This window comes from Pseudorhodoplanes sp. (assembly GCF_050250235.1).
Taxonomy (GTDB): Bacteria; Pseudomonadota; Alphaproteobacteria; order Rhizobiales; family Xanthobacteraceae; genus Pseudorhodoplanes.
The window spans coordinates 26,393-51,542 of the sequence record NZ_JBFWPA010000047.1; the positions used below are offsets into that span (position 1 = coordinate 26,393).

A 25,150-nucleotide genomic window follows, 5' to 3' on the forward strand; every position below is an offset into this window, starting at 1 on the left:
GATGTCGTCCCACAGGCCTTTTGCATCCGGCGCGATGGTGAACGCCTATAATGCCGGTCTTGCCAGCCAGATCGGCCCGGCCGAGCGGGAGATGATCGCGCGCCGCGAGCGCTCGCTGGGGCCAGCCTATCGGTTGTTCTACCGGCATCCCATTCATCTGGTTCGCGGCGAGGGCGCCTGGCTTTACGACGACAAGGGCAATGCCTATCTCGACGCGTACAACAACGTCGCCTGCGTCGGCCATTGTCATCCGCGCGTCGCCCAGGCGATCGCCGATCAGGCACGCACCCTCAACACGCATACACGCTACCTGCATCATACGATTCTTGACTATGCGGAGCGGCTGCTCGCGACGCTGCCCTCTGCGCTGTCGCACGTCATGTTTGCATGTACCGGCAGCGAAGCGAACGACCTCGCAATGCGCATTGCCAAGACCTTCACCGGCGGGACCGGATTTGTCGTCACCGAGTTGGCCTATCACGGCGTGACCGACGCGGTCGCTCAACTGTCGCCGTCTCTTGGCCGCCGGATCGCGCCCGGACCTCATGTGCGCACGGTCCCGGCACCTGACCGGAACCGGATGCAGGCGGTGGGTACCGATTTTGGCCGGAATGTCGAAGCGGCGATCGCGGAACTGCAGGCAAGCGGCATCAAGCCCGCGGCCTTGATCGTCGACACGATCTTTTCCAGTGATGGCGTCTTCCCCGACCCGAAGGGTTTTCTGGCGCCGGCGGTCGAAGCCATGCAAAGCGCCGGCGGCCTGTTCATTGCCGACGAAGTGCAGCCGGGGCTCGGACGCACGGGCGAGATGATGTGGGGCTTCCAGCGTCACGGCATCGTTCCCGACGTCGTTACCGCCGGCAAGCCGATGGGGAACGGACATCCCCTGTCCGCGCTGTTCGTCAAACCTGCGGTGGTCGCCGAATTCGGCGCGAGCGCCCGCTATTTCAACACCTTCGGAGGCAACCCCGTTTCCTGTGCGGCCGGGCTTGCGGTGCTCGATGTCATCGAGAGCGAAGGACTCATGGAGAATGCCCGCGACGTCGGGAATTACCTGCAGGAGGGGTTGCGCGAACTGGCGCGGCGCCATGCCGTGATTCACGATATTCGTGGCGCCGGCCTGTTCGTCGGGGTCGAGTTGATCGATCCGCATCGCGGCGACCCTGCGACGGAGGCCGCAACGAATTTCGTGAATGCGATGCGCGAGCGTTTCATTCTGCTGAGTGCCACTGGTCCCTACGGCAATGTGCTGAAGATCCGTCCGCCGCTGGTCTTCTCCCGCGCGAATGCCGACCTGTTTCTGGCGACGGCGGATGCTGTACTGTCGGAATTCGCGCCGCGGGGATAATGCGCCAGAGCCTCCGCGTCGGCCGTGGCGAGCGAGGCACGCCATCGCGGGCGTTCGGAATTTGCTCTAAGCTTCCCCGGAATGCTGCAGCCACCCCGCCTTTATCTCATTCTCGACACCGTCGCGCGCGCCGGCTCGATCCGCAAGGCTGCCGACCGGCTGCGTATTGCATCGACCGCACTCAACCGCAGCATCCTGAATGTCGAGAAGGAACTGGGCACGCCGCTGTTCGAGCGGCTGCCGCGGGGCGTTCGCCTGACAGCGGCCGGCGAGGTGCTGATCGCGACCATCCGGCGGAGCCTGTCCGATCTCGCCTCTGCCTCTTCGCAGATCGAGCAATTGCGCGGGCTCGTCCGCGGCACCGTGCGGATCGCGTGTGCGGAATCCGCCGCCAACGACCTGATACCGGAAACCATCGCGCGCTATCAGGAGCGCTATCCCGGCGTACAATTCCAGCTTCTGGTCGGATCGACCGCGCCGCTGATGGCGTCGCTGATGGCGGACGAGAACGATCTCCTGCTGGCGCATGATCCGCCAAGCTCCGACCAGCTCAATGTGATCGAGACCATCAAGCAGCCGCTCTGCGCGATGATGCGGCCGGACCATCCGCTTGCGAAACGCCCGTCGCTCCGGCTGGCGGAATGCCAGCCCTATCCGGTGGCCCTCGGGGTCGAGACCTTCGGCAGCCGCAGACTGATCGATGCGCTGCTGACAAAATCGCGGCTGACGCTCAGGGTCGCGATGGAGGCCAGCGCGGTGCAGCCGCAGAAGGTGTTCGCGCGGGACACCGAGGCGATCTGTTTCCAGTACCAGATCGGCACGCTGCGCGAGGCAAGGGACGGGGACCTGGTCTCGATCCCGCTGAACGATCCGGACTTGGCAAAGGGTCGCCTGGTGCTCGCTTCGCGTGCCGGCCGCATCCTGCCGATCCCGGCCGCAAGCTTCGTCGAGACCCTGAAACTGGCGCTCGCGCGCTTGTCCGAAGGCCGAAGTTCCACCCAGCCCGCCAGGCGAGTGAGATCAAAATGATCTCACTCTGAGATAAACATAGTTCTATGCGCTTTCGGTGCGCTGCAGCAAGGTTGCCGCATGCGCGCCAACGTCTTCCGCCTGCCGATGCAGCATCCCGGCGACCTCTCCGAGCTCGAGGGGCTGATCGCGCAGGAGACGCTGCGCGCCGACGATATCGTGGCGGTGATCGGCAAGACCGAAGGCAATGGCGGGGTCAACGATTTCACCCGCGGCTATTTCACCCAGAGCCTGATGGCGCTGCTCAGCCGGCATCTCGACGAGCCGTCGGATTCCCTGATCCGGCGCATCCCCTGCATCCTGTCCGGCGGCACCGAGGGCGTTCTGACCCCGCATTATGTCGTGCTGTGCCGAAGCGGCGCGCCGCTCCAAAAGCCGGCGCCGGCCGCAGCGTTCGCGATCGGCACGGCCATGAGCCGGTCGGTGCCGGCGGAAGACATCGGCCGCGCTGCCCATGTCGAGTCGGTGGCGGATTCGGTGCGCCGGGCGATGGCGGAAGCTCGTATCGCTGAACCCGCAAATGTCCATTTCGTTCAGGTCAAATGCCCCTGCGTCACCTCGGCCCGCGCCGAAGCCACGCGCGCCGCAGGCAAAACGGTCGCGAGTGCCGATCCGAACCGGTCTATGGCGCTGGCGCGCGCGGCCGGCGCCTTCGGTGTCGCGCTCGCGCTCGGCGAGATCGGCGAGGCGGATGTGACGGACAAAGCGCTCCTGCAGAATTTCTCGGTGCATTCCGGCCGCGCCAGCATTTCGTCCGGTATCGAGGTCGAAGCCAACGAAGTGATCGTTCTGGGCAACTCGCCGCTTTGGTCCGGCGACCTGCGGATCGCGCACCGGCCGATGAGCGACGCGCTCGATATCGGCGCGGCGGTGCAGGTGCTCGCCGATCTCGGCATTACCGCAGCGCCTCAGGTCGCGCCGAAGGACCGCGCGCGCGTGCAGGCGGTGTTCGTCAAATGCGAACCGGACCGCCGCGGCCACATTCGCGGCCAGCGTCATACCATGCTCGATGACACCGACATCAACGCGCAACGGCATATCCGCGGCGCGGTCGGTGGACTGGTGGCCGGCGTATTCGGCGACACCCGGATTTTCGTGTCGGGCGGTGCCGAGCATCAGGGTCCGGATGGCGGCGGGCTGATTGCTGCAATTGCCGAACGCGCATCGTCGCGCAGCGGAGCCGCGACATGCGTATCGTGATCGTCGGCGCCGGCGTCGCCGGCTGCATCATGGCGCGCAGCCTGTCGAGGCTGCCGGGTGCAGAGGTGATCTGCCTCGAACGGGTGTCGGCCGATGACCAGTCCGATTCCGGAACGGGGCTCAATATCGGCCCCAACTCGGTGCGCGCACTGCAATGGCACGACCCGGATCTGCTCGCGCAGATGGACGCGACCAGTTTCAAATGGGAGAGCTGGCGCACGTCACTGACTGACGGGACGGTCCTGTTCCATCTGCCGCTGTCGCAGGTCGCAGACAACCCGGGACGGCGCATCCGATGGTCGGAACTCTATCGCGTGCTGCGCGAATCGGCCGGGCCGGTGGTCGCCTATCAGTGCACGATCACGCGCGTTGCGCGCAGCGCGTCCAATCCGGCGCAAAGCGAGATCGAATGGACGCAGGAAGGCGAGAGCAAGCGCCTTGACCGCATCGATCTCCTGATCGCAACCGACGGCCGCTATTCGGACCTGCGCCGCGCCATTTCGGGCGAGCCCGCGATCAGCCATGTCGGCATTGCGATTTCCCGCGTGCTGGTGCCTGACGACAGCGGCGGACTGATCGACGACTACGAGCAATGGTTCAACGGGCCGAACCGGCTGCTCGCCTTCCGCGTGCCGCCATCGCAAATCTATATTGCGGGCGCCTTTCCGATTGCGCCGGAACAGCCGATTGCCGACGCGATGAAGGAAGCGCCGGCCCTGCGTGCGATGTTCACGCCGAAGCATGGCAAGCCGGGCGAGCAGGCGGCGTGGCTGATCGAAACCATCTGCCGGGAGGCCGCCAGCAACCACTGGGCGCGGATGCAGGAGCATGACGTGCTCTATTCCGATCCGAGCTGCAATGTGCTGTATCTCGGCGATGCCGCGCATGGCATGGTCCCGACGCTCGGGCAGGGTGCGAACCAGGCGATCGAAGATGCCTGTATCGCTGCCGATCACATCGTCACCGCTTTCGCCGCAGGCAGCCGGTCGCCGCGCGACTGGCTGACCGCCATCGCGCTCGCGCGCACGGAGCGCGTCCGCTTCGTCATGGATTTCTCACTCGCCGCCTCCGACACGATGATGGAGGGCGCCGATCCGGTGGCAGGATCCTTGCATAAAACCAGGCCAGAATTTCTGGCCAGGCTGAGCCGCGTGTATCGCGGCGGTCCTGGGCCGGAGCCGGAAACGACCACTCACCCACTCAAGGGAGTTGCCTGACATGACGCATAAACGTTTTCTTTCATTGGTCGCAGCGGGCGCGGTCGCGCTGGCCGCATCGATGTCGGCCGCCGCCGCACAGGACAAGGTCAAGGTCGGCGTGTTCCCGATTTCCTCGTCGCTGCCGTATTTCGTTGCGATCGAGAAGGGCTACTTCAAGGAGAACAACATCGAGCCCGAGACCATTCGTCTCATGGGCGGGCCGCCGAACGTGGCGGCGCTGATGACCAACCAGATCGACGTCTCGGCGGTGCTGGTGACGCTGGAAGGGCTGAATGCCAACACCAAGAAGCCGGGCGTCGCGATGTATATCGCCATGCACAGCCAGACGCCCGTCTACAAGATGGAACAGTTCGTGGTGCGGACCGGGCTGGTCGACAAGGTCAAGTCGATCAAGGACCTGAAGGGACTGAAGCTGATGTCGGCGCCCGGACCGGCCAATCTCAACACCGCAAAAGGCATCCTCGCCAAGAACGGCCTGAAGGACGGCGATTACACGATCGACCAGCTCGACATGGGCCAGCATGTCAATGCCATGAAGGCCGGCACATTCGACGGCGGCTATACGCTCGAGCCTGGTGCGACCATCATGGAGAAGATGGGCGTCGCCAAGACGATCGAGGCCGGTGTGATCTCCAAATACGTGCTTGGCGACGAGAAAGCCGACGCCTATGCCGCAGGCTGCGCCTTCACCACGGAGTTCATGACCAAGCGGCCCGATGTTGCGAAGCGCTTTGCCGACGCCTGGGCAAAGGCCGTCGACTTCATCCAGAAGAATCCGCAGGAGGCGCGCAAGTATCTCGCCAAGAACACCATGACGCCGGATAACCTTGTGGATAGCGTTCCAATGCTCGGCTACCGGATGGTGAAGGACTTCTCGCCGGCGCAACTCGGCTATCTGCAGAAGTTCGCAGACTTCGGGACCGAGATTGGCGTTGTCCCCGAGAAGGTCGATGTGACGAAGTTCATCGTCAAGTCCTTCTGATCCAATGATCGTTCTGCGACAATCTTTGCTCCGTTCGCTCCCGCGCAAGCGGGAGCCCAGAGCCATATGCGCTGGATTCACCGGCGCTGGGTCCCCGCTTCCTCGGCTCGTCGGAGCGGCTGTATCGTTCGCTGGAATTCGTGATCGACTTCTTCCGCTCGACCCCGGCTTCGGCGATGTTCCCGCTGTTTCTGGTGCTGTTCGGCGTCGGCGACGAGACCAAGATTTCGGTCGCGGCCTTCGGCGCCATTCTCGTGATCCTGTTCAACGTCGCCTATGGCGTGATGAATGCGCGCAAGACGCGATTGCTCGCCGCGAAGGTGATGGGCGCCTCGCCGGTGCGCGTGCTGTTCGATGTGACGCTGCTGGAATCGCTTCCGCAGACCTTCGTCGGCTTGCGCAATGGCGTCTCGCTCGCGCTGGTCATCATCGTGGTGGCGGAAATGTTCATCGGCTCCCAGGACGGGCTCGGCCACAGCGTGTTCGAAGCCCAGCAACTGTTCGACATGCCGCGCATGTATGCCGCGATCTTCGCCGCCGGCGCGCTCGGCTATGCGCTGAACCTGTTTTTCCTTGTGGTGGAACGCAGCTTCGTGCATTGGGGCGGCAAATAAGCTCGTAAAAGTAAAACCGAGCCTCCGATGCGCGCCTCGCCGCCTGCCGAGATTTGGACGCTGTCCGCCGGGGAACTGGCGGAGTCTTATCGCGCCGGTAGCACGACACCCGATGCGGCGCTCGCCGCTATTCTCGCTCGCATCGACACCGTCAATCCTGCCGTCAACGCCATGGTCACGCTCGACCGCGAGGGCGCCGTTGCGCAGGCGCATGCGAGCACCCAGCGCTGGCGCGATGGTGCGCCGCTCGGTCCGCTCGACGGCATTCCGGTCACCGTGAAAGACAGCATCTGGGTGCGCGGCTTGCGCGCGACCTGGGGCAGCCGCCTCTATGCGGATTTTGTCCCGGAAGCCGACGAGCCGCCGATCGACAGGCTGCGCGCCGGCGGCGCGGTCATCCTGGGCAAGACCAATGTCCCGGAATTCACCTCGCAGGGCTACACCGACAACCCGCTATTCGGTCCGACCCGCAATCCATACGACCTCGCGCTGACTCCCGGCGGATCGAGCGGCGGCGCGGTGGCTGCGGTCGCAACCGGCATGGGACCGATCGCAATGGGAACCGATGGCGGCGGCTCGATCCGCAGGCCGGCGGCGCATACCGGGCTGGTCGGCTTCAAGCCGTCGCGCGGGATGGTGCCGCGCCGGCACGGCTTCCCGGCGATTCTGCACGATCTGGAAGTCATCGGCCCGATTGCGCGCAACGTCGACGATGTCCTGCTGGCCATGGATGTGATCGGCGGGCCGGACTGGCGGAGGCCGTCGGCGGACGTTGCGCGCGCGCGCATCCTGTATGTTCCAACATTTTCTGGTGCGCCGGTGGATCGCGACATTGCGGCTGCGGTGGCGGACGTCGCGGCAGAGCTGGCGCGACAAGGTCATAGCGTCGAGACGGCCGGCGATTTCGGTCTTGCCGCTCCGATCGCGGAAATCTGGCCGGTGCTCAGCCAGTCGGGCGTCGCCTGGCTGATGGCGCAGCACGGCGACCGCGATGACATGATTGGCCCTTCACTCGCCGAGATGGCGCGAAACGGACGGCGCTATTCCGCAGCCGATTATCTTGCGGCGCTCGATGCCATGAAGGCAGTGGGCCGCGACTTCGACACCTTGTTCCAGCGCGCCGATGTCCTGCTGACGCCCACAGCCGCGGCCATGCCGTGGCCGGCCATGCAGATTTTTCCGGAGGCGATTGACGGACGCCCCGTCGGTCCGCGCGGCCATGCCGTGTTCACGCCGTTTGCCAATGCGCTCGGCCTTCCTGCGATCAGCCTGCCGGCGCGGCAGTCTTCGAAAGGATTGCCGATCGGATTTCAGCTTGTCGCCGCGCAGGGCCGGGACGCGGGCCTGCTTGCGTTGGCGCGCGCCATGGATCGCGGTAGGATCGCCGCATGTCCACCGATCTGAACCGCGCCGGTGTCCGCGCCGCGACCCTCGCCTTCGAGACCGCGAGCGTGACGGCCGCGCGTCGCTATATGAGCGAGGTATTCCGCTCGCACGATCTCGTCATGCCGCGCGAGGAAGCGGCGCTCCGGATGCGGCACGAGGCGGTGAAAGCCGGCCGCGTATCGCTGCACTGGCTGCAATACGGCGCTGCGGTGACGATGATGGCACCGGAAATGGGCGGCTTCTACCTGTTCCAGTTCATCCTCGGCGGCGCCTGCGAAATCCGCCATCGCGGACGAACCCGGGTGGTCGATGGCGGCAAGAGCTACGTCGTGCATCCATCCGAGCCTCTGGCCAAGACCTGGAACAGCGAATGCCGGCAGCTGATCGTCAAGGTGGACCGTGATCGCTTCGAGCGCTTCGCTTCACGCGAGATCGGCGTCGATGTGGCGGGCCGGCTTGATTTCGATTTCGACATCGTGCCTGTCGAGGCCGGGCCGCGCACCATGATCGAGATGGCGAAAGCAGTGCGTGAGGATGCTGCCGATTCGCGGCACGGTCTGTCGCATCCGCGCGTCAGCTCGCATCTGGACGCCACCATGATGGCGCTGATGCTGGCGTCTTTCCCACATCGCTTCCGCGAACGCTACGATCGTGCCGCCGAACCCTGCGCGCCGTATTATGTCCACCGCGCCGAGGATTATATCCGCGCGCATCTGCGCGATCCGATCTCGATCGAGGATCTTGTGGCGGCGTCCGATGTCGGTGCGCGATCGCTGTTCAGCGGCTTCCGGCGCTTCCGCGGACTGGCGCCGATGGCCTATGTGAAGACGCTGCGGCTCGAACTGGCGTTCGACATGTTGAAGCGCGCCGATCCGGCAGAGTGCTCGGTGACGCAGATCGCACTGGCCTGCGGCTTCAGCCACATGAGCAAATTCGCGCGCGACTTTGCGGCGCGGTTCGGGGAGCGGCCGGGCGCGGTGCTGGGGCGATATTTTTATCGGAAGTAATTTCTTCTCCGCTCATGCCCGCGAAGGCGGGCATCCAGCGAAAGGCTCTGGGTCCCCGCCTTCGCGGGGACGAGCGGCGGAGAGATGACGCGCTGTCCTTAAACCCGCTTGTCGACGAACCGCGGCGCCTTGATGCTGCGCTCGAATTCCGCTGCCAGCGTGCCTAGCGGCAGCACCTCCACATCCGGCGTGACTTCGAACGTGCGCTTGATCAGTGCGCCCACCAGATCGCGCACCGCCGCGCTGTCGGAACCGCGCTTCACCTCGATCAGAAGCCGCATCGACTCGCGTCCCGTGGCCTCCTCGGTCACCAGCACCGCCTGGAAGTCGTTGACCTGCGGTTCGGAGAACATCGTGTCCTCGAAATCCGCGTGATTCATGTTGACGCCGCGCAGCTTGAAGAAGCCGGTGGTGCGGTTGGCATGGCGGATCATCGGAAACAGTTCGGCCCATGGGCCGGTTCCTTCCGAGCGATCGATGGCACGGACCACGTCACCGGAATTCCAGCGCAGGAACGGCGTCGCGTGATTGGTCCAGAGCGGGGTGACGCACAGCGTGCCGACCTCGCCTTCAGGCACCGGGATGCCGGTCTCTGCGTCCACCACCTCGATGAAGAACATGTCGGTCCAGATATGGATGCCGTCATGCACGTCATTCTCGGCGCCCATCAGGCCGGCCTCGCTCATGCCGAACACGTCGTAGACCTTGGCGCCCCACATGCGGGCAATCTTCTCGCGCTTGGCCTGTGACAGCGTCTCGGCCGAACAGACAACCTTCTTGACGGTCGATCCGGCGAGGTCGATGCCTTTGGCCTCGGCAAGATTGGCGAGATGCAGCGCGAAGCTCGACATGCCGATGAATACGGTCGGTTTCAGCGACTCGATCAGGCCCAGTTGCGCCTCCGAGGGCACCGCATTGCCGGCGCCGACCCAGTTCATCCCGACATCGAACCAGTGGGCGGCGCGGGCCCAGACCTGTCCCGCCGGATGAATGCCGATCGGAAACGACATGTGCACGAGATCGCCCTTGCCGATCCCGATACAGGGAAACGACCGACCCCAGGTCAGGAGCCCGTAGGTGACGTCGTCGGCGGTGCGCGGATAGAAGACCGGCTTGCCGGTCGAGCCGCCGGAGCGCCAGAATTCCGCGATCTCGGTGTGCGGCACCGCGCAGAATTGAGCCATGAAGCTCTCGTGATCGAAACTGCGCAGGATGTCCTTGTCGAGGATCGGGATGGTCTGCCACACCGCCGGATCGTCGAGCCGGTTCGGGTCGATGTGATCGAGCTTGCCGTGATACCAGGGCAGGGTGCGCGCGCGGGCAAACGCGACGCGCTTGCGCTCGCTCTGGATCGCCGCAATCTCGGCGCGGGACTTGGGCAATGGCAACGGAAGCGGCGCTGGCATGGGGTTCCCCGGATGAATGGCCCAGCGTACCAGTTTCAACCGGTTCCCGGCCGGGCGCTATCCCGCTTCTGCACATCCTAGCCCGCGAATGCAGGGATTGGCGCCGCCGGCGCTTGCGGGCCATGACAGCGGACGAGGAAGATGTTTGAGTTTTCTTTTCCCTCCCCCCGCGAAGCGGTGGGGAGGGTCGATCGACTGAGCGAAGCGAAGGAGATCGGGGTGGGGGCGGTTTGTTGATATGCCCCCCACCCTCCCCACCACTCGCTTCGCTCGCGGGGGGAGGGGAGAAAAGCATGACCCAACCGCTCAAGATTTCCGTGGTCGGCGGCGGACCGGGCGGACTCTATTTCGCGATCCTGATGAAGAAGGCCGATCCGCGCCACGCCATCACGGTCTATGAGCGCAACCGGCCGGACGACACTTTCGGCTTCGGCGTGGTGTTCTCCGACGAGACGCTGGACAACATCCAGAATGCGGATCCTGAGACTTTCGCGGCGATCGCCCGCCACTTCGTCTATTGGGGCGAGATCGACATCCATGTCCGCGGCCGCACCATCCGCTCCGACGGCCACGGCTTCTGCGGGCTGGAGCGCAAGACTCTGCTGATGCTGCTGCAGGATCGCGCGCGTGATCTTGCGGTCGAGCTAAACTTCGAGACCGAGGTGAATGTCGACGCGCTCCCGGACAGCGATCTCATCGTCGCGGCCGACGGCATCAACAGCGGCATTCGCGCTCGTCATGCCGATCACTTCAAGCCGAGCCTGGACTGGCGCAAGAACAAGTTCTCCTGGTGCGGCACCAGCAGATCGTTTCCCGCCTTCACGTTCGACTTTCGCGAGAACGAGCACGGCATCTGGATTCTCGGGGCCTATCAATACAAGCCCGGCATGAGCACGCTGGTGCCGGAATGCGACGAGGAGACGTGGCTGCGCGCCGGCCTCGACAAGGCGGATGAAGCGCAAACGGCCGCTTACCTGGAACGCACCTTCGCCGATCTGCTCGACGGGCATCCGGTGCTGACCAATCGCTCGATCTGGCGCAACTTTCCGATGATCAAGAACGAGCGGTGGTACAAGGACAACATCGTCCTGATCGGGGACGCGCTGCACACCGCGCATTACTCGATCGGGTCCGGCACCAAGCTCGCGATGGAGGATTCGATCGCGCTCGCCCATTCGTTTTCGGTGAAAGGGAGCGTGCCGGAGGCATTGAAGCATTACGAGACCACCCGCCGTGAAGAGGTCGAGAAGACCCAGCACGCGGCGGACGTGAGTCTGGTCTGGTTCGAGACGCCGCGGCGCTTCTGGAAGCTCGAGCCGATGCAACTCGCGTTCTCGCTCCTGTCGCGCTCCAAGCAGATCACCTATGACAATCTGAAGCGGCGCGATCCCGCCTTCGGTGCCGAGGTCGACCGCTGGTGGGCCGGCAAGGTCGAACGCGACCTCGGCTTCGACGTGCCGGCCAACAATCCGCCGCCGCCGATGTTCACCCCGTTCCGCATCGGCGCAATCACGGTGCAGAACCGCGTGGTGGTGTCGCCGATGAACATGTATTCGGCGGAACCCGGCAATATCCCCGGCGATTTCCATCTCGTGCATCTCGGCAAGCTCGCCCAGGGCGGCGCCGGTCTGGTGTTTGCCGAGATGACATCGGTGAGCGAGGATGCGCGCATCACGCCGGGCTGTCCCGGCATCTATTCGCCGGAGCAGGTGAAGGCCTGGACTCGCATCTGCAACTTCGTGCATGCCAACAGCCAGGCGAAATTCGCCCTGCAGATCGGACATGCCGGCCGCAAGGGCTCGACCCGGCTCGGCTGGGAGGGAATGGACCAGCCGCTGATCGACGGCAACTGGCCGGTGGTGTCGGCCTCGCCGGTGAGATATCGCGCGGACGGCCACCTGCCGACCGAGATCGATCGTGCCGGCATGAACGCGGTTCGGCAATCCTTCGTCGATGCCGCGCGCAACGCACACATCGCCGGCTTCGACATGCTCGAACTGCACATGGCGCACGGCTATCTGCTGTCGAGCTTCATCTCGCCGCTGACCAACCAGCGCGGTGACGAATATGGCGGCAGCCTCGAGAACCGCATGCGCTATCCGCTCGAAGTGTTCGACGCGGTGCGCGCGGCCTGGCCCGCAGACAAGCCGATGTCGGTGCGCATCTCCGCGACCGACTGGGTGCCGGGCCGCGGGCTCGATATCGATGATGCGATCGAGATCGCGAAGATGCTCAAGGCGCATGGGCTGGACATCATCGATGTGTCTGCAGGGCAAACGACCAGCGAGGCGCGACCGGTCTACGGCCGCATGTTCCAGACGCCGTTCTCGGACGCGATCCGCAGCGAGGTCGGCATGCCGACCATCGCGGTCGGCAACATCACCACCGCGGATCAGGTGAACACCATCGTCGCCGCCGGCCGCGCCGACCTTGTGGCGCTGGCCCGTCCGCATCTGACCAATCCGAATTTCACGCTGGCGGCATCCGCCGACTACGGGTGGGACGGGCAGGCATGGCCCGCACCCTATCTTTCCGGGAAGGATCAGGCCTTCCGTCTGGCCGAGCGCGACAATGCGGAACTCTCGCAGTTGCGCGAGCAGGCGCGTGCGCCGATCACGCAGCGGCGGACTGCCTTTCTCGCTTCGAAATCCGCCGACAGCTAGTTGAAGACATTCGCTAGCCACGCGGACCGCCGGCCCGCGTAGCGAAAGTCAAATCCCAAGCTCCACAAGGTATCCAGAGGCTGGTGATCGCCTGATTTGCCGCATCCGCAAGGCGGCTTGACCGGCAGGGCCGCTTCGCTGCGCAGCGAGGCGAAGCGGCCCTCGTTCGTCCGCCGCGTTGCCTTCATTCCATGGATTTATGTAATTTTCTATTGACCTATGGAATTTCTGGTAGCACGTTTTCCGCCCGATGCCGCGCTTTCAAGAAGGGGTTCGCGATGTACAAGGACATCACCTGCGAGATCGTCGACAAGGTCGCGGTCCTGACGCTCAATTTGCCGAAGACGCGCAACGCCATGAGCCTGACCGCAATGCGCGAAATGCTCGACGCGCTGAACAACGCCGAGGAAGATCCCGAAGTCGGCGCCGTGATGATTACGGGCGCTGGCGACAAGGCATTCTGTTCGGGCTTTCACCTGAAGGAAATTCCGCTCGATAGCGAGGAAGTGGGAGTTCGGGAGCATTTCCGGGTGGCCGCGCTGTGGTGGCACCAGCTTTTGCACAAGATCGTCCGCGTGAGGCTTCCGGTACTGGCCGCCGTGAACGGCGTGGCGGCAGGGGGTGGCTTCGGCATCACCCTGGCAAGCGACATGGCCGTTTGCGCCGATGACGCGCGTTTCGTGTGCGCCTGGCATACGATCGGCATCGCGAACGATACGGCGACCAGCTACAGTCTTGCGAGAATTGTGGGGATGCGGCGGGCGATGGAGCTGATGCTGACCAACCGCACATTGTACGCCGAGGAAGCGCGCGACTGGGGCGTGGTCAACCGAGTCTATCCGGCGGCGTCGTTGAAGGACAAGGCTTTCGATATTGCGAAGTCGCTGGCGCAGGCGCCCACGCATCTGCAGGTCATGGCGAAGAATCGCTTCCATGCAGGCTGGACGCAACCGATCGAGGAATGCACCGAATACGAAATACAGAATGTTCTTTCATCCGTGCAGCATCCGCATTTCCGCCCGGCCTTGCTGAGCTTTCTGCAGGGCAACAAGGCGGACAAACCGCAGGTAGACTTCCCGGAGTGATCCCATGCAGACGGCGTTTGAACTGGTGCGCCGGGCGGCACAGCGCACGCCGGCGCAGATTGCCATCGTGGAGGTGGCGTCCGGGAAGTCGATCCGTTTCGACGATCTGATCCGGCGGGTCGAAGGAGCGGCGGCCGGCTTTCTGTCTCTCGGACTGCGTCCCGGGCAGCGGGTGGCCGTCGTGCTCGCCAATTCCATCGATGCGGGCGTCGTGATTCTGGCGCTTCACAGGGCGGGACTTGTGCCGGCGCTGATGAACCCGCGACTGAAACCCTCGGAAATCGCGGCCCTCATCGGACAAGGCGAGATCGCTGCCGCCGTGATTGAGGGCGATCGCGCGTTGCAGGATGCATTGCGAGAGCAATTCGGCGGCGATTTTATCATCGTCCGAACCGCAGACGCGCGCGACGGCGACATCTCCTTTTCGGACCTCGTCAAAGCCACGGCTCCGGCATCGGCACAGAACGCCCAGCCCGAAGACTCGGCATTCATTTTCTACACCTCCGGCACCACCGGTTTGCCCAAGGGCGCCGTCATCCCGCAACGCGCCGCCGAATCGCGCATGCTGTTCATGTGCACGCAATGCGGCCACACCTGCGGACCGCATAACCGCGTGTGCGGATTGATGCCGCTTTATCACGTCATCGGCTTCTTCGCGGTTTTTCTGAAGTCGCTGGCACTCAATGGCACATTGTACCTGATGCGGGATTTCGTCCCGCCAAACGTCATTGGCACGATCAGGCAGGAAAAGCTGACCAGCATCTTCGTCACGCCCACCCACCTCGATGCCCTGATCAGCGCGGGCGCGACCAGGGCCGACCTGTCGTCGCTGGAGATCGTGGTGTTCGCGGGCTCGCTGATGCCTGACCGGGTGCTGGCAAGGGTCCGGGAACTGATCTCCGGGCGGCTGGTCAACATCTACGGAACGACCGAGGCGATGAATTCGCTCTTCATGGTCCATCCGACGACCGGCACCACGTTCGTTCCGGGTTTCTATTCTGAAGTCCGGGTAATCCGGGTGGGCGGCTCCGTCGATGACAGGGTTGCACCCGGCGAAGAGGGGGAACTGATCGTGTCTGCGCGGAGCGACGCGATCTTCACGGAATATCTCGGCCGGCCCGACGTAACGATGGATAAGCTGAACGGCGGATGGTACCGCACCAGCGATGCGGCATTGGTCAGGCCGGACGGACAGATCGAAATCCGCGGCCGGGTCGACGAGACGATCATATCGGGTGGCGAAAACATCCATCCGAACGAGGTCGAAGAGGTGCTTCTGGCGCATCCGGAGGTGGCGGATTGCGCGGTCATTGGCGTGCCGAATGACAGATGGGGACAGATGGTCACCGCCTGCGTCGTGGTCAGGAACACGACCGGAATCGACGACCTGGAGGCGTATCTGCGGGGCAGCAAGCTCGCGGATTTCAAGCGCCCCCGCCAATATCATTTTCTGCAGGCGATCCCGCGCAACGCCACCAACAAGATCATGCGCAAGGCCCTTCTCGAGATGCTGCAGCAACGCTAATGCGATTTCGGCGTTGCCCTCCGCAGGGAGGGCACGACACAGGACATTTCGATTTCGGCGATGGCAGTCCGCTCAGGGATACAGACACCGGGACGAAAGCGGAAGCCGGCGGGGACGAACCGAAGGCGGCTTTCGGCGAAAACCGGCGAAGAGATATTGCAGCTCATCAACGGTGAAGCGGTTCGCGGCCGTGCACCCGAGAAGAAATATCGCGCACGCTATCTCGAGGTCCTGAACGCGGCGGCGAAGCTGTTTTCGGCCAAGGGCTATCAAGCCGCGACGACAACGCATATTGCCGAGGAGCTCGGTATCCATCAGGCGAGCCTGTATTATTATCTCAAATCGAAGGAGCAGGCGCTTGAGCAGATCTGCGAGATCGCAATCGACGGCTACGTGCGGTTCTCGCAGGCGATCCGCAAGAGTCGGCAGCCGGTGACGACCAAACTCAGAAAACTGATCTTCATGCATCTGATCACGCTGGAGCTGAGGCCCAACTTCTTCAAGGTTTTTCAGGAGAACCGGAAAGATCTGGGCGACCAGGCTCGCCACCGGATCGGCCAGCAAATCAGAACCTACGAAAGCAATGTCGAATCGATCATCCGTCAAGGCATTCGCGCCGGCGCATTGCGCGCCGATCTCAATCCGGTCCGTGCGACGCTCGCGCTGCTGGCGCTGTGCAATTCCGTCGCGGTCTGGTGGCACGTTCGCTCCGACGAGGCGATCCAGCTCATCGCGAAGGACCTTGCGGACATATTCATCAAGGGCGCCGAGAGCGGCAAGGCAGCAGCAAAGCCCGGCGTTTAGCCGGGGCCGCCCTGTTGTCTTCGCGCCGCTATTCCTTTCGCTCCAGCGTTCTACTGATGAAATGCCGGCAGCCGGTTCAGGATGTCGGCGATCGGGTCGGCGGTCCAGGCCTGGGTGACATAGTCGCGATGCGAATCCTCCGCATGTCCGGCGATGAAGACCACACTGCCGGGCTTTATTTCGCCTTCCAGCGATCCGCTGATTGGAATTCCCTTGTCCGTGAGGTCCTTTTTCAGTTCCAGATTGCGCGCGCGGGTCGAGCCCAGATAGCCGCTGATGAAAAAGCCGCGACGATTGGACAAAATCCATTTCTCGAAATGCTCTAGCTCTCCGTAAAGCGAGTCCATCAGCACGATGCCGCGCAGGCGGTCCTTGATGTGGCCGAGCCGCAATGCCCAGGCGGTCGGCACGAATCCGCCGCTATAGCTGACGAAGACAATCGGCATCCGGAAGAAGGTGCGGACCATCTTCGGCTGGCCAAGCATGAGCGCGAATTGCTCGGAAGCCTCGCTCAGGAATTCATCGAAAAAGCCGGGTTCCCAGAACGCGCCGGGCGACGAGTCTGCGGCATCGACCGCGAATTGCGGTGCCACGAGGACTGCATTGGCGTCGGAGCGCGTGATCTGTGCCGCGACCTGCTGGCGGTCGCGCACGTCCCGGTCGATTCTGGCGCCGTGTCCATGGAAGAACACGACGATCACAGCAGGCTTGCGGATATCGAAGCCCTTCGGAATATGCAGCAGCACACGCGGATCGGTATAGGTGTCGTTTTCCCAATAGACTTGGCCGCGGGCGCCCCGCCGGCCGAAACGTCCGTCGTAGAAGACGTTGAAGAACGGCTGGCCGGTGACGGGGTGCTTGCCGTCATAAGGGAACGGGGCGGATTCGAATTCCATCAATCGGGTCTGGCCCGGAAAACTGCCGAGCCGCGGTCGCGGAACGCGGATGACCGGACGCGGTCGCGGCAAAGGAATGGCTAGATTTTCGGCACCGGTGGCCTTCGCCGTCGCGATGATGCCGTGATCGGTCGGCAATATGCACGCAATCGCTAGGATTGCAGCGGCGACACCTGTCAATACGTTCAGGCCCATGGTTCTAGGCACCTGGCTCTCAGGTACGGCTGCGAGGCTTTCCGAACCGGGCTCGCACCGGGTACGAACACTTGATCAGTTGAGGACCCGCCAACGCTGGACGAATCGAAACAAACCGGGCACCCCCCTAGGACCGAATCGCGACCGGAACATGGTCACGGGCTTGCAATGATAGACTCGCCGCGGTGTCCGTGTGTTAACGCTTCCATGGTTCTTGCGGCGTTCCCGATCACAGGCATCCAATCCAAATGTTGCACTTTCCCCGCTTCCTGACCCCGGTCCTGGCGGCCGCGTTGCTTGCGGCCATGACGCCCGCGGGCCATGCCCAGTTTTTCTTTTTCGGCGATCCTCCTTCACGCAAGGCCCGGCAGGCACCGGCGCGCGAAGCGCCGCCCCCGGCCCCACTGCCGGCCCAGGCGCTGGTCCCCGCGCCCTTTGCGGAACAGGCAAGCTTCAACGACACCGCCCGTTTCCTGGCCGGTCTGCCGGTGCAGAATAACAGCCTGGAGCAGGTGGCCCGGGATCCCGTCTGGCAGGGTCATGCCGCGTCGTTCAACAAGTCCTGGCGTCAGCTCGAATCCCAGCGTCTGTCGAAGATCCGCGCCTGGTCCAGGGCCCATATCAAGGACCGCGCCGGCGCGCCGATATTCTATATGTTCAGCGGTCCGGACTTTCTCTATGCGGATGCCTTCTATCCGGAGGCATCGACCTACATCCTGAGCGGGCTTGAGCCGGTCGGCCGGATTCCGGTGATCAACGAATATTCGCGCCGCGCGCTCGGAAACCTGCGCTCGTCGATGGCGTCGTCGATCTCGCTCAGCTTCTTCATCACCAAGAACATGAAGCATCAGCTGCGCGAGACCGCGCTGTCGGGGACGCTGCCGATCCTGATGGTGTATATCGCCCGCGCCGAGAAGACGATCGATGACATCACGCTCGTGACTCTCAGCCCGGACGGCACGGTCGCTCCTGTCGACCGCAGCGCGCCGCAGCGCGGCGTCCAGGGCGTGAAGATCACCTTCCATGGCGGCGCCGGAAAGGCGAAGCAGACGCTGTATTATTTTTCCACCGATGTTTCGGATTCCGGCGTGAAGAATTCCGGCTTTCTGAAATTCGTCGAAAGTTTCGGAAGGGGTGACGCGCTGTTCAAGGCGGCGTCCTATCTGCCGCATAGCGGCAACTTCTCTCAGGTGCGCGACTTCGTCATCAACAATGCCGAATATGTCGTGCAGGACGATTCCGGGATACCGGTGGTCTATTTCAAGCCGGACCAGTGGACCTTGCATCCGTTTGGCCGCTATCTCGGGCCGATCGCGATTTTCCCCGGGCGCTTCCAGAACCAGCTCGCCGACATCTATCGTCGCGGGTCGGTGAAGCCGCTCGACTGGGGCATGGGCTATCGCTGGCGGACCAACGAATCCAATGTTCTGCTGGCGGTCCGCAAGGATATCGGCACCCGGAAGCAGTTGCGTCCGGCCATCTCGGAGAGCCCGGTGGTGAAGCCGCAGCCGGTGGAAGCTGCGGTGCCGGCCGCGCCGGCGGCGGCCGAGAGGGCAGCGCCGTCCACGACGGCCACTACCCCTGCAACACCTTCGCCCTCAGCACCTCTGGTGATGCCTGCCGCGCCCGTGCAGGCCGAGGCAGTTGCCACGCCTGCAGAGACGGCCCCGCCGGCTCCACCCGCCGAAATTCAGGCCAAGCCCGCTTTGCCGACGGATGCCGCGCAGCAATCGACATCCTCGCAATAGGGGCGCGCGGATGCAGGCAAGCCTTGTATGGCAGGCAAGCCTTGTATGACAGGCAAGCCTTGTATGGCAGGCAAGTCTTGGATGTATTTGATGCGGATGGCATGATCACGCGAACCTAACGCGTGAGGCCCGCATGACGCATCTCATCCGACAGATGGGCTCTGTCGTGATCGCGACTCCGGACCCGGTCGGCTCGGCGCGCGATCTTGCCGACATGACCGGCGTGCGGGTCTCCCATGTCGATTCCGATGCGGCTTTCGTGTCGTCGAACGCGCGGTTCTGCGATGTCGCCTATCTGCGGGACGATCGCCGCGGGATCCGCGCCGTCGGTCTGGAGGCAATGGACGAAGCCTCGGTCGATGAGGTGTATCGGCGCGCCAAATCCGAGGGGCTGGCGATTCTCGCCGACACGCCGCTGTTGCCGAAGGTCAGCCGGGCGGTTCGGTTTGCCACGCCCTACGGTCCGATCTTCGAGGTTCACACCCCGATCGCGCGCGAAGACATCGCGCCGTCTTCGATCAATGGCAAGCGCGTGCGCCGGCTCGAGCACGTCAATCTGCGCGCAACCGATCCGCAAGGCTTCCACGATCTCGTCACGCGCATGCTTGGAATGAAACTCTCGGATCGCACGACTCAATACGAGCGCGCCTGGTATCGCTGCGCGGACGGCTATCATCACACATTCGCCTGCGGACCCGGCAACGGGCTGCACCATTACGCCTTCGATGCGCACGGCATCACCGATCTTGCTGCCGTTGCCGACTCGCTGGTCGCCAAGGGTCGCAGCCTGCTCTGGGGCATCGGCCGGCACGGTCCGGGCAACAATCTGTTTTCGTATTATCTCGATCCGAATGGCTGCGTCGTGGAGGTGTCGTTCGGGCTCGAACGCATCGACAATGACGATCTCTACGAGCCGGGCAATTGGGAATTCAATTCCTCGAGCAATGTCCTCGATCGCTGGGGCTCGCAGCCGCCGGAGAGTTACGGCAAGGCACTCACGCCATTCATCGCCGACTGACCTCCGCTCGGGTGAGACGGGCCGGCTGCATCGGCCTTGTGCATCGCGGCGTGAATTATTGCGCCGCATTACGAAGGCTTGCGCTGCGCATGAAGCAAGAAATCTGTCGTACCGTCGACGTTATTATGAATAATTAGCTTTTCAAACGCGGTTCGATATGCCTACCCTGCAACTCTACGGACCGGTTGGCCGATGCGAATTTGTCGCATGCAGGTCCAACCAACTTGTGGCAACGCTGTTATAGCCGGCTGTAAGACTGGCGCGATCAATCGATGGGAGAGACGCAGATGAGATATTCGAAGGCGCATTTTGCACTTGGTGCGTTCGCGGTTGTCGGAGCGGGCAGTCTCGCACTCCCGGCCCACGCGGCGTGGGAGCCGACCCGGCCCGTGGAATTCATCATTCCGGCCGGCACCGGCGGTGGCGCCGATCAGATGGCGCGCGCGATCCAGGGGATCGTGACCAAGCACAAATTGATGAAGCAGCCGATGGTCGTCATCAACAAGGCCGGCGGTGCCGGCGCTGACGGCTTCCTCGATGTGAAGTCCTCGGCCGGCAACCCGCACAAGATCATCATCACCCTGTCGAACCTGTTCACCACGCCGCTCGCAAACAACCTTCCCTTCAGTTGGAAGGACCTCACGCCGGTCGCCATGCTGGCGCTCGACGAATTCGTGCTGTGGGTGAATGCCGACAAGCCCTACAAGAACGTGAAGGACTATGTCGAGGCGCTGAAGAAGGCGCCCGCCAAGTCGATGAAAATGGGCGGCACCGGCTCCAAGCAGGAAGACCAGATCATCACCGTTGCGATCGAGAAGGCGACCGGCGCGCAGTTGACCTACATCCCGTTCAAGGGCGGCGGCGAGGTGGCGGTGCAACTCGTCGGCAATCACGTCGATTCGACGGTGAACAATCCGATCGAGGCGGTCGCGCAATGGCGCGGCGGCAAGCTGCGTCCGCTCTGCGTGTTCGACGGCCAGCCGCTCGCCTACAAGGACAAGGTCACGCCCGACATGGCATGGAGTGACATCCCGACCTGCAAGTCGCAGGGCCTCGACATGGAATATCTGATGCTGCGCGGCATCTTCATGACGCCCAAGGCCACCAAGGAGCAGGTCGACTATTACGTCGAGCTGTTCAAGAAGGTGCGCGAGACTCCGGAATGGAAGGATCTGATGAAGAACGGTGCCTTCAACACGACCTTCATGACCGGCGACGAATATGCCAAGTGGGTCGCCAAGGAAGAAGACCGGCACCGAGCGTTGATGAAGGACGCTGGCTTCCTCGCGCAGTAATCAACATCAAGGCCGGCGGTCGTCAGGACCGCCGGCCCTTTTTTTGACCCGTCCGAGGTTATTATGAATACACAAGAGTCGCGCAGTACCGGGCCATCGCACAAGTCGGTAGAAACCGGCGTCGCGCTGCTGGTCATCGTGTTCGGACTGATCGCCATCGCCGGCAGCGTCAGCGCCGGGATCGGCTGGGGCGCAGAAGGACCGAAGGCCGGTTTCTTCCCATTCTATATCGGGATTTCGATCGTGATTTCGGGCGCGGTCAACCTCTGGAACGCAGTGCGGCCGGATGCACCGGGCGGGATTTTCGCCGAATGGAGCCAGCTCCGGCAGGTGCTGAGCGTCGTCATCCCGGCCACGATCTACGCGTTCGCCGTCGGATATATCGGCATCTATGTCTCTTCCGCGATCTTCATCGCCTGGTTCATGCGATGGCTCGGCAAATATGGCTGGACCACCGTGGCAGCGGTCGGGATCGGCGTGCCGCTGGTTGTCTATTTCGTCTTTGAGAAGTGGTTCCTGGTCGCGCTGCCCAAGGGCCCGATTGAGCAATGGCTCAATCTCTGACCGTGCGCATGCCGTCTTACAGGGGTTAGTTCGGGGCAACGACGATGGAAGAACTCGGAAATCTGTTTCACGGCTTCGCGGTAACGCTGCAGCCCTTCAACATCATGGTGATGGTGATCGGCATCGTGCTGGGCATCCTCATCGGGGTGCTGCCCGGACTGGGTGGCGCCAACGGCGTCGCCATTCTGCTGCCGCTGACCTTCAGTATGTCGCCGACCTCGGCGATCATCATGCTGACCTGTATCTACTGGGGCGCATTGTTCGGCGGCGCGATCACGTCGATCCTGTTCAACATACCGGGCGAGCCATGGTCGGTCGCAACCACGTTCGATGGCCACCCGATGGCGCAGCAGGGCAGGGCCGGTGAGGCTTTGACTGCGGCCTTCACCTCATCCTTCATCGGCGCGCTGTTCGCTGTCATCATGATCACGCTGGTGGCGCCGCTCGTGGCGAGTTTCGCGCTGCAATTCGGGCCGGCGGAGAAGTTCGCGGTCTATTTCCTGGCGTTCTGCAGTTTCGTGGGCTTGAGCAAGGAGCCGCCGTTCAAGACCATCGCCTCCATGATGATCGGCTTTGCGCTCGCCGCGGTCGGCCTTGATGCCATCACCGGGCAGTTGCGCCTCACCTTCGGATTCACCGAACTTCTCAACGGATTCGACTTTCTCATCGCGGTGATTGGCCTGTTCGGTATCGGTGAAATCCTGCTGACGATGGAAGAAGGCCTGAACTTCCGCGGCGGCAAGGCGAAGATCGATCTGCGGGTCGTGCTTCGGACCTGGGCCCAGCTACCGAAATACTGGGCGACGTCGATCCGCTCCTGCGTCATCGGATGCTGGATGGGCATCACCCCGGCGGGCGCGACTCCGGCTTCATTCATGAGTTACGGAATCGCCAAGCGCGTCTCCAAGAACGGGCGCAATTTCGGCAAGGGCGAAGTGGAAGGCGTCGTCGCGCCCGAAACCGCGGCACATGCCGCCGGCACCGCGGCGCTGCTGCCGATGCTGTCGCTCGGCGTGCCGGGTTCGCCGACCGCAGCCGTGTTGCTCGGCGGCCTGCTGATCTGGGGTCTGCAGCCCGGACCGATGCTGTTCGTGGAGCAGAAGGAATTCGTCTGGGGCCTGATCGCCTCGATGTATCTCGGCAATCTGATCGGCCTCATCATCGTGCTGACTTGCGTGCCGGTGCTGGCTGCAATCCTGCGCATCCCGTTCAGCATCATCGCGCCGGTGATTCTGGTGCTGTGCGCGATCGGCGCCTACACCGTGAACAACAACGTCTTCGACGTCATCATGATGATGGTCTTCGGTGTCCTTGGATATGTGATGAAGAAATGCAACTACCCGCTGGCGCCGCTGGTACTTGCGCTGGTGCTCGGCAAGATGGCGGAAGAGTCCTTCCGGCAATCGCTGCTCTCCTCGCAGGGAAACCTTGGCGTCTTCTTCTCCAACGCGCTGGTTTCGAGCATCATGATTCTTGGCCTCGTCGCGCTGTTCTGGTCGGCGATCCAGGAAGGCTACACGCGGCTGCTGCGGACCAAGACGGCCTGAGTGGCCGAGAGATCATGCGCCCGGGGCGACCCCGGACGCAGGGTTTGCGAACCCATTGAACCGGGCTGTGGAATATTGTATTCCAGAGCCCGGTGCACGGTGCAGGGATGAATTCGGACACGACGAAGCTTTCCGGGACTTCGGCGATCCGCCCGCGGGCGGAGGGCGAAGCCCATCGGCTTGCAATCGAGCCGATCGACACCTCGTTCAGCTTCAAGAACAAGGCCTATGCGGCGCTGAAGAACGTCATCGTGTCGATGGACATCTACCGCAGCCGCAGCGACATCCGGCTCGACGAGCGCCAGCTCGCGCAGGATTTCGGCATCAGCCGCACCCCCGTGCGCGAGGCGATGGCGCAGCTCGAGCGCGAGGGCTTCGTGCGTTCGGTGCCGCGGCGCGGTGTCTATGTCGTGCGCAAGACCAGGAAGGAAGTGATCGAGCTGATCACAGCCTGGGCGGCTCTGGAGGGGATGGCGGCACGGCTGATCACGCAGAACGCGAACGCCGATGTTACGACATTGCGCGACATGTTCGCGACCTTCGTCGACGGCGAGCTGCGCGCGCATCTTGACGAATATTCCGAGGTGAATATCGAGTTCCACCAGACCATCATTCGCATGAGCGGCAATTCGGTGCTGATCGATCTTGCCGAGAATCTGTTTACCCACATGCGAATGATCCGGCGCAAGACCATTGTCGAGCGCGACCGCGTCGACCGTTCGATCCGCGATCACATGAACATCATCGAGGCGCTGGAAGCACGCGACACCGCGCGCGCCGAAGCGCTGGTGCGCGACCACGCGCTCGGCCTTGCCGAGCATGTCGCGCAATATGCCGATTATCTGGATTAAGTCTTCGAGGGGAGTTTAGTCATGGCCGAAGCCGCGGTCGCCAAAAAGCCGGAATCCGAACAGGAACTGACGGACGGCTTCAATCTCATCATCGACGCGTTGAAGCTCAACGGCCTCGATACGATCTACGGCGTGCCCGGCATTCCGATCACGGATTTCGGCCGCATGGCTCAGGCCGCGGGAATCCGCGTGCTGTCGTTCCGCCACGAGCAGAATGCCGGCTATGCCGCTTCGATCGCGGGCTTCCTGACCAAGAAGCCGGGTGTCTGCCTCACGGTGTCGGCACCGGGCTTTCTCAACGGCCTGACCGCGCTGGCGCACGCAACCACCAACTGTTTCCCGATGATCCTGATCTCGGGCTCCTCCGAGCGCGAGATCGTCGACCTGCAGCAGGGCGATTATGAGGAGATGGACCAGCTCGCCATCGCCAAGCCGCTTTGCAAGGCCGCGTACCGCATTCTGCATGCCGAGGACATCGGCATCGGGCTTGCGCGCGCGATCCGCTCGGCGGTGTCGGGCCGTCCCGGTGGCGTCTATCTCGATCTGCCGGCCAAGCTGTTCGGCCAGGTGATGGATGCAGAGAAGGGGCGCAAGTCGCTGGTCAAGGTGATCGATGCGGCGCCGGCCCAGATTCCCGCGCCCGACGCGGTCAACCGCGCGCTCGATGTGCTCAAATCGGCGAAGAAGCCGCTGATCATCCTCGGCAAGGGTGCCGCCTACGCGCAATGCGACGACCTGTGCCGCCAGGTCGTGGAGAAGTGGGGCGC

The 25,150-nt window shown here is 63.3% G+C and carries 21 protein-coding genes; 19 read left to right on the forward strand and 2 right to left on the reverse strand.

Annotated features, from left to right (window positions below; translation table 11 throughout):
• The first annotated feature begins 1 nt into the window (after position 1).
• The 8 genes from AB7F49_RS20020 (at position 2) to AB7F49_RS20055 (ending at position 8,786) form a co-directional block, all read left to right on the forward strand.
• Positions 2–1,348 (forward strand): aspartate aminotransferase family protein, encoded by a 1,347-nt coding sequence (locus AB7F49_RS20020; RefSeq protein ID WP_428525537.1) that lies wholly within the window; start codon positions 2–4, stop codon positions 1,346–1,348.
• An 81-nt stretch (positions 1,349–1,429) separates the two neighbouring features.
• The gene (locus tag AB7F49_RS20025; RefSeq protein ID WP_428525539.1) at positions 1,430–2,377 is read left to right on the forward strand and encodes a LysR family transcriptional regulator; all 948 of its coding nucleotides are present in this window, start codon (positions 1,430–1,432) and stop codon (positions 2,375–2,377) included.
• Between the two features lie 60 nt (positions 2,378–2,437).
• On the forward strand, positions 2,438–3,577 hold the full coding sequence (locus AB7F49_RS20030; protein WP_428525541.1) for a ring-opening amidohydrolase: 1,140 nt from the start codon (positions 2,438–2,440) through the stop codon (positions 3,575–3,577).
• Positions 3,565–4,794 (forward strand): FAD-dependent monooxygenase, encoded by a 1,230-nt coding sequence (locus tag AB7F49_RS20035; RefSeq protein WP_428525543.1) that lies wholly within the window; start codon positions 3,565–3,567, stop codon positions 4,792–4,794. Before AB7F49_RS20030 ends, AB7F49_RS20035 begins: the two co-directional genes overlap by 13 nt.
• Position 4,795: 1 nt before the next feature.
• The gene (locus tag AB7F49_RS20040; protein ID WP_428525545.1) at positions 4,796–5,779 is read left to right on the forward strand and encodes an ABC transporter substrate-binding protein; all 984 of its coding nucleotides are present in this window, start codon (positions 4,796–4,798) and stop codon (positions 5,777–5,779) included.
• A 119-nt stretch (positions 5,780–5,898) separates the two neighbouring features.
• On the forward strand, positions 5,899–6,393 hold the full coding sequence (locus AB7F49_RS20045; RefSeq protein ID WP_428525578.1) for an ABC transporter permease: 495 nt from the start codon (positions 5,899–5,901) through the stop codon (positions 6,391–6,393).
• Between the two features lie 27 nt (positions 6,394–6,420).
• The gene (locus AB7F49_RS20050) at positions 6,421–7,797 is read left to right on the forward strand and encodes an amidase (protein WP_428525547.1); all 1,377 of its coding nucleotides are present in this window, start codon (positions 6,421–6,423) and stop codon (positions 7,795–7,797) included.
• Positions 7,782–8,786, forward strand: coding sequence for a helix-turn-helix domain-containing protein (locus AB7F49_RS20055; RefSeq protein WP_428525549.1), 1,005 nt, complete (start codon positions 7,782–7,784; stop codon positions 8,784–8,786). The genes AB7F49_RS20050 and AB7F49_RS20055 overlap by 16 nt, the downstream gene beginning before the upstream one ends.
• Positions 8,787–8,884: 98 nt before the next feature.
• On the opposite strand, the gene AB7F49_RS20060 is transcribed toward AB7F49_RS20055, so the two are convergent.
• Positions 8,885–10,192, reverse strand: coding sequence for a phenylacetate--CoA ligase family protein (locus tag AB7F49_RS20060; RefSeq protein WP_428525551.1), 1,308 nt, complete (start codon positions 10,190–10,192; stop codon positions 8,885–8,887).
• A 293-nt stretch (positions 10,193–10,485) separates the two neighbouring features.
• Here AB7F49_RS20060 and AB7F49_RS20065 point away from each other — a divergent pair, with 293 nt between their 5' ends.
• The 4 genes from AB7F49_RS20065 to AB7F49_RS20080 all read left to right on the forward strand — a co-directional run bounded on the left by AB7F49_RS20065 (position 10,486) and on the right by AB7F49_RS20080 (position 16,269).
• The gene (locus AB7F49_RS20065; protein WP_428525553.1) at positions 10,486–12,855 is read left to right on the forward strand and encodes a bifunctional salicylyl-CoA 5-hydroxylase/oxidoreductase; all 2,370 of its coding nucleotides are present in this window, start codon (positions 10,486–10,488) and stop codon (positions 12,853–12,855) included.
• A 278-nt stretch (positions 12,856–13,133) separates the two neighbouring features.
• On the forward strand, positions 13,134–13,940 hold the full coding sequence (locus tag AB7F49_RS20070) for an enoyl-CoA hydratase/isomerase family protein (protein ID WP_428525555.1): 807 nt from the start codon (positions 13,134–13,136) through the stop codon (positions 13,938–13,940).
• Positions 13,941–13,944: 4 nt separating this feature from the next.
• On the forward strand, positions 13,945–15,465 hold the full coding sequence (locus tag AB7F49_RS20075) for an AMP-binding protein (RefSeq protein ID WP_428525556.1): 1,521 nt from the start codon (positions 13,945–13,947) through the stop codon (positions 15,463–15,465).
• Positions 15,466–15,621: 156 nt separating this feature from the next.
• Entirely contained in the window at positions 15,622–16,269 is a 648-nt protein-coding gene (locus tag AB7F49_RS20080) for a TetR family transcriptional regulator (protein WP_428525558.1), read from the forward strand.
• Positions 16,270–16,319: 50 nt separating this feature from the next.
• Here AB7F49_RS20080 and AB7F49_RS20085 read toward each other — a convergent pair whose 3' ends face one another.
• Positions 16,320–17,372, reverse strand: coding sequence for an alpha/beta hydrolase (locus AB7F49_RS20085; protein ID WP_428525560.1), 1,053 nt, complete (start codon positions 17,370–17,372; stop codon positions 16,320–16,322).
• Positions 17,373–17,608: 236 nt separating this feature from the next.
• On the opposite strand from AB7F49_RS20085, the gene AB7F49_RS20090 reads away from it, so the two are divergent.
• The 7 genes from AB7F49_RS20090 to AB7F49_RS20120 all read left to right on the forward strand — a co-directional run.
• Entirely contained in the window at positions 17,609–19,108 is a 1,500-nt protein-coding gene (locus AB7F49_RS20090; protein ID WP_428525562.1) for a hypothetical protein, read from the forward strand.
• Between the two features lie 133 nt (positions 19,109–19,241).
• Positions 19,242–20,126 (forward strand): VOC family protein, encoded by an 885-nt coding sequence (locus AB7F49_RS20095; protein WP_428525564.1) that lies wholly within the window; start codon positions 19,242–19,244, stop codon positions 20,124–20,126.
• A gap of 287 nt (positions 20,127–20,413) precedes the next feature.
• Entirely contained in the window at positions 20,414–21,421 is a 1,008-nt protein-coding gene (locus AB7F49_RS20100) for a Bug family tripartite tricarboxylate transporter substrate binding protein (protein ID WP_428525566.1), read from the forward strand.
• Positions 21,422–21,484: 63 nt separating this feature from the next.
• A complete protein-coding gene (locus tag AB7F49_RS20105) occupies positions 21,485–21,985 on the forward strand; it encodes a tripartite tricarboxylate transporter TctB family protein (protein WP_428525568.1) in 501 nt (166 codons plus the stop codon).
• Between the two features lie 44 nt (positions 21,986–22,029).
• Positions 22,030–23,532, forward strand: coding sequence for a tripartite tricarboxylate transporter permease (locus tag AB7F49_RS20110; RefSeq protein WP_428525570.1), 1,503 nt, complete (start codon positions 22,030–22,032; stop codon positions 23,530–23,532).
• 107 nt (positions 23,533–23,639) lie between these two features.
• The gene (locus AB7F49_RS20115) at positions 23,640–24,383 is read left to right on the forward strand and encodes a GntR family transcriptional regulator (RefSeq protein WP_428525572.1); all 744 of its coding nucleotides are present in this window, start codon (positions 23,640–23,642) and stop codon (positions 24,381–24,383) included.
• Positions 24,384–24,404: 21 nt separating this feature from the next.
• Positions 24,405–25,150 (forward strand): thiamine pyrophosphate-binding protein (locus tag AB7F49_RS20120; RefSeq protein ID WP_428525574.1); only part of this gene is annotated, 746 nt, incomplete at its 3' end.

Excerpts from the sequence above, each read along its gene's own strand:
- AB7F49_RS20055 (WP_428525549.1), top strand. The coding sequence starts at position 7,782 with ATGTCCACCGATCTGAACCGCGCCGGTGTCCGCGCCGCGACCCTCGCC.
- AB7F49_RS20105 (WP_428525568.1), top strand. The coding sequence starts at position 21,485 with ATGAATACACAAGAGTCGCGCAGTACCGGGCCATCGCACAAGTCGGTA.
- AB7F49_RS20020 (WP_428525537.1), top strand. The coding sequence starts at position 2 with ATGTCGTCCCACAGGCCTTTTGCATCCGGCGCGATGGTGAACGCCTAT.
- AB7F49_RS20035 (WP_428525543.1), top strand. The coding sequence starts at position 3,565 with ATGCGTATCGTGATCGTCGGCGCCGGCGTCGCCGGCTGCATCATGGCG.
- AB7F49_RS20065 (WP_428525553.1), top strand. The coding sequence starts at position 10,486 with ATGACCCAACCGCTCAAGATTTCCGTGGTCGGCGGCGGACCGGGCGGA.
- AB7F49_RS20040 (WP_428525545.1), top strand. The coding sequence starts at position 4,796 with ATGACGCATAAACGTTTTCTTTCATTGGTCGCAGCGGGCGCGGTCGCG.
- AB7F49_RS20090 (WP_428525562.1), top strand. The coding sequence starts at position 17,609 with ATGTTGCACTTTCCCCGCTTCCTGACCCCGGTCCTGGCGGCCGCGTTG.
- AB7F49_RS20060 (WP_428525551.1), bottom strand. The coding sequence starts at position 10,192 with ATGCCAGCGCCGCTTCCGTTGCCATTGCCCAAGTCCCGCGCCGAGATT.
- AB7F49_RS20100 (WP_428525566.1), top strand. The coding sequence starts at position 20,414 with ATGAGATATTCGAAGGCGCATTTTGCACTTGGTGCGTTCGCGGTTGTC.
- AB7F49_RS20025 (WP_428525539.1), top strand. The coding sequence starts at position 1,430 with ATGCTGCAGCCACCCCGCCTTTATCTCATTCTCGACACCGTCGCGCGC.
- AB7F49_RS20030 (WP_428525541.1), top strand. The coding sequence starts at position 2,438 with ATGCGCGCCAACGTCTTCCGCCTGCCGATGCAGCATCCCGGCGACCTC.
- AB7F49_RS20075 (WP_428525556.1), top strand. The coding sequence starts at position 13,945 with ATGCAGACGGCGTTTGAACTGGTGCGCCGGGCGGCACAGCGCACGCCG.
- AB7F49_RS20110 (WP_428525570.1), top strand. The coding sequence starts at position 22,030 with ATGGAAGAACTCGGAAATCTGTTTCACGGCTTCGCGGTAACGCTGCAG.
- AB7F49_RS20050 (WP_428525547.1), top strand. The coding sequence starts at position 6,421 with ATGCGCGCCTCGCCGCCTGCCGAGATTTGGACGCTGTCCGCCGGGGAA.
- AB7F49_RS20070 (WP_428525555.1), top strand. The coding sequence starts at position 13,134 with ATGTACAAGGACATCACCTGCGAGATCGTCGACAAGGTCGCGGTCCTG.
- AB7F49_RS20115 (WP_428525572.1), top strand. The coding sequence starts at position 23,640 with ATGAATTCGGACACGACGAAGCTTTCCGGGACTTCGGCGATCCGCCCG.
- AB7F49_RS20095 (WP_428525564.1), top strand. The coding sequence starts at position 19,242 with ATGACGCATCTCATCCGACAGATGGGCTCTGTCGTGATCGCGACTCCG.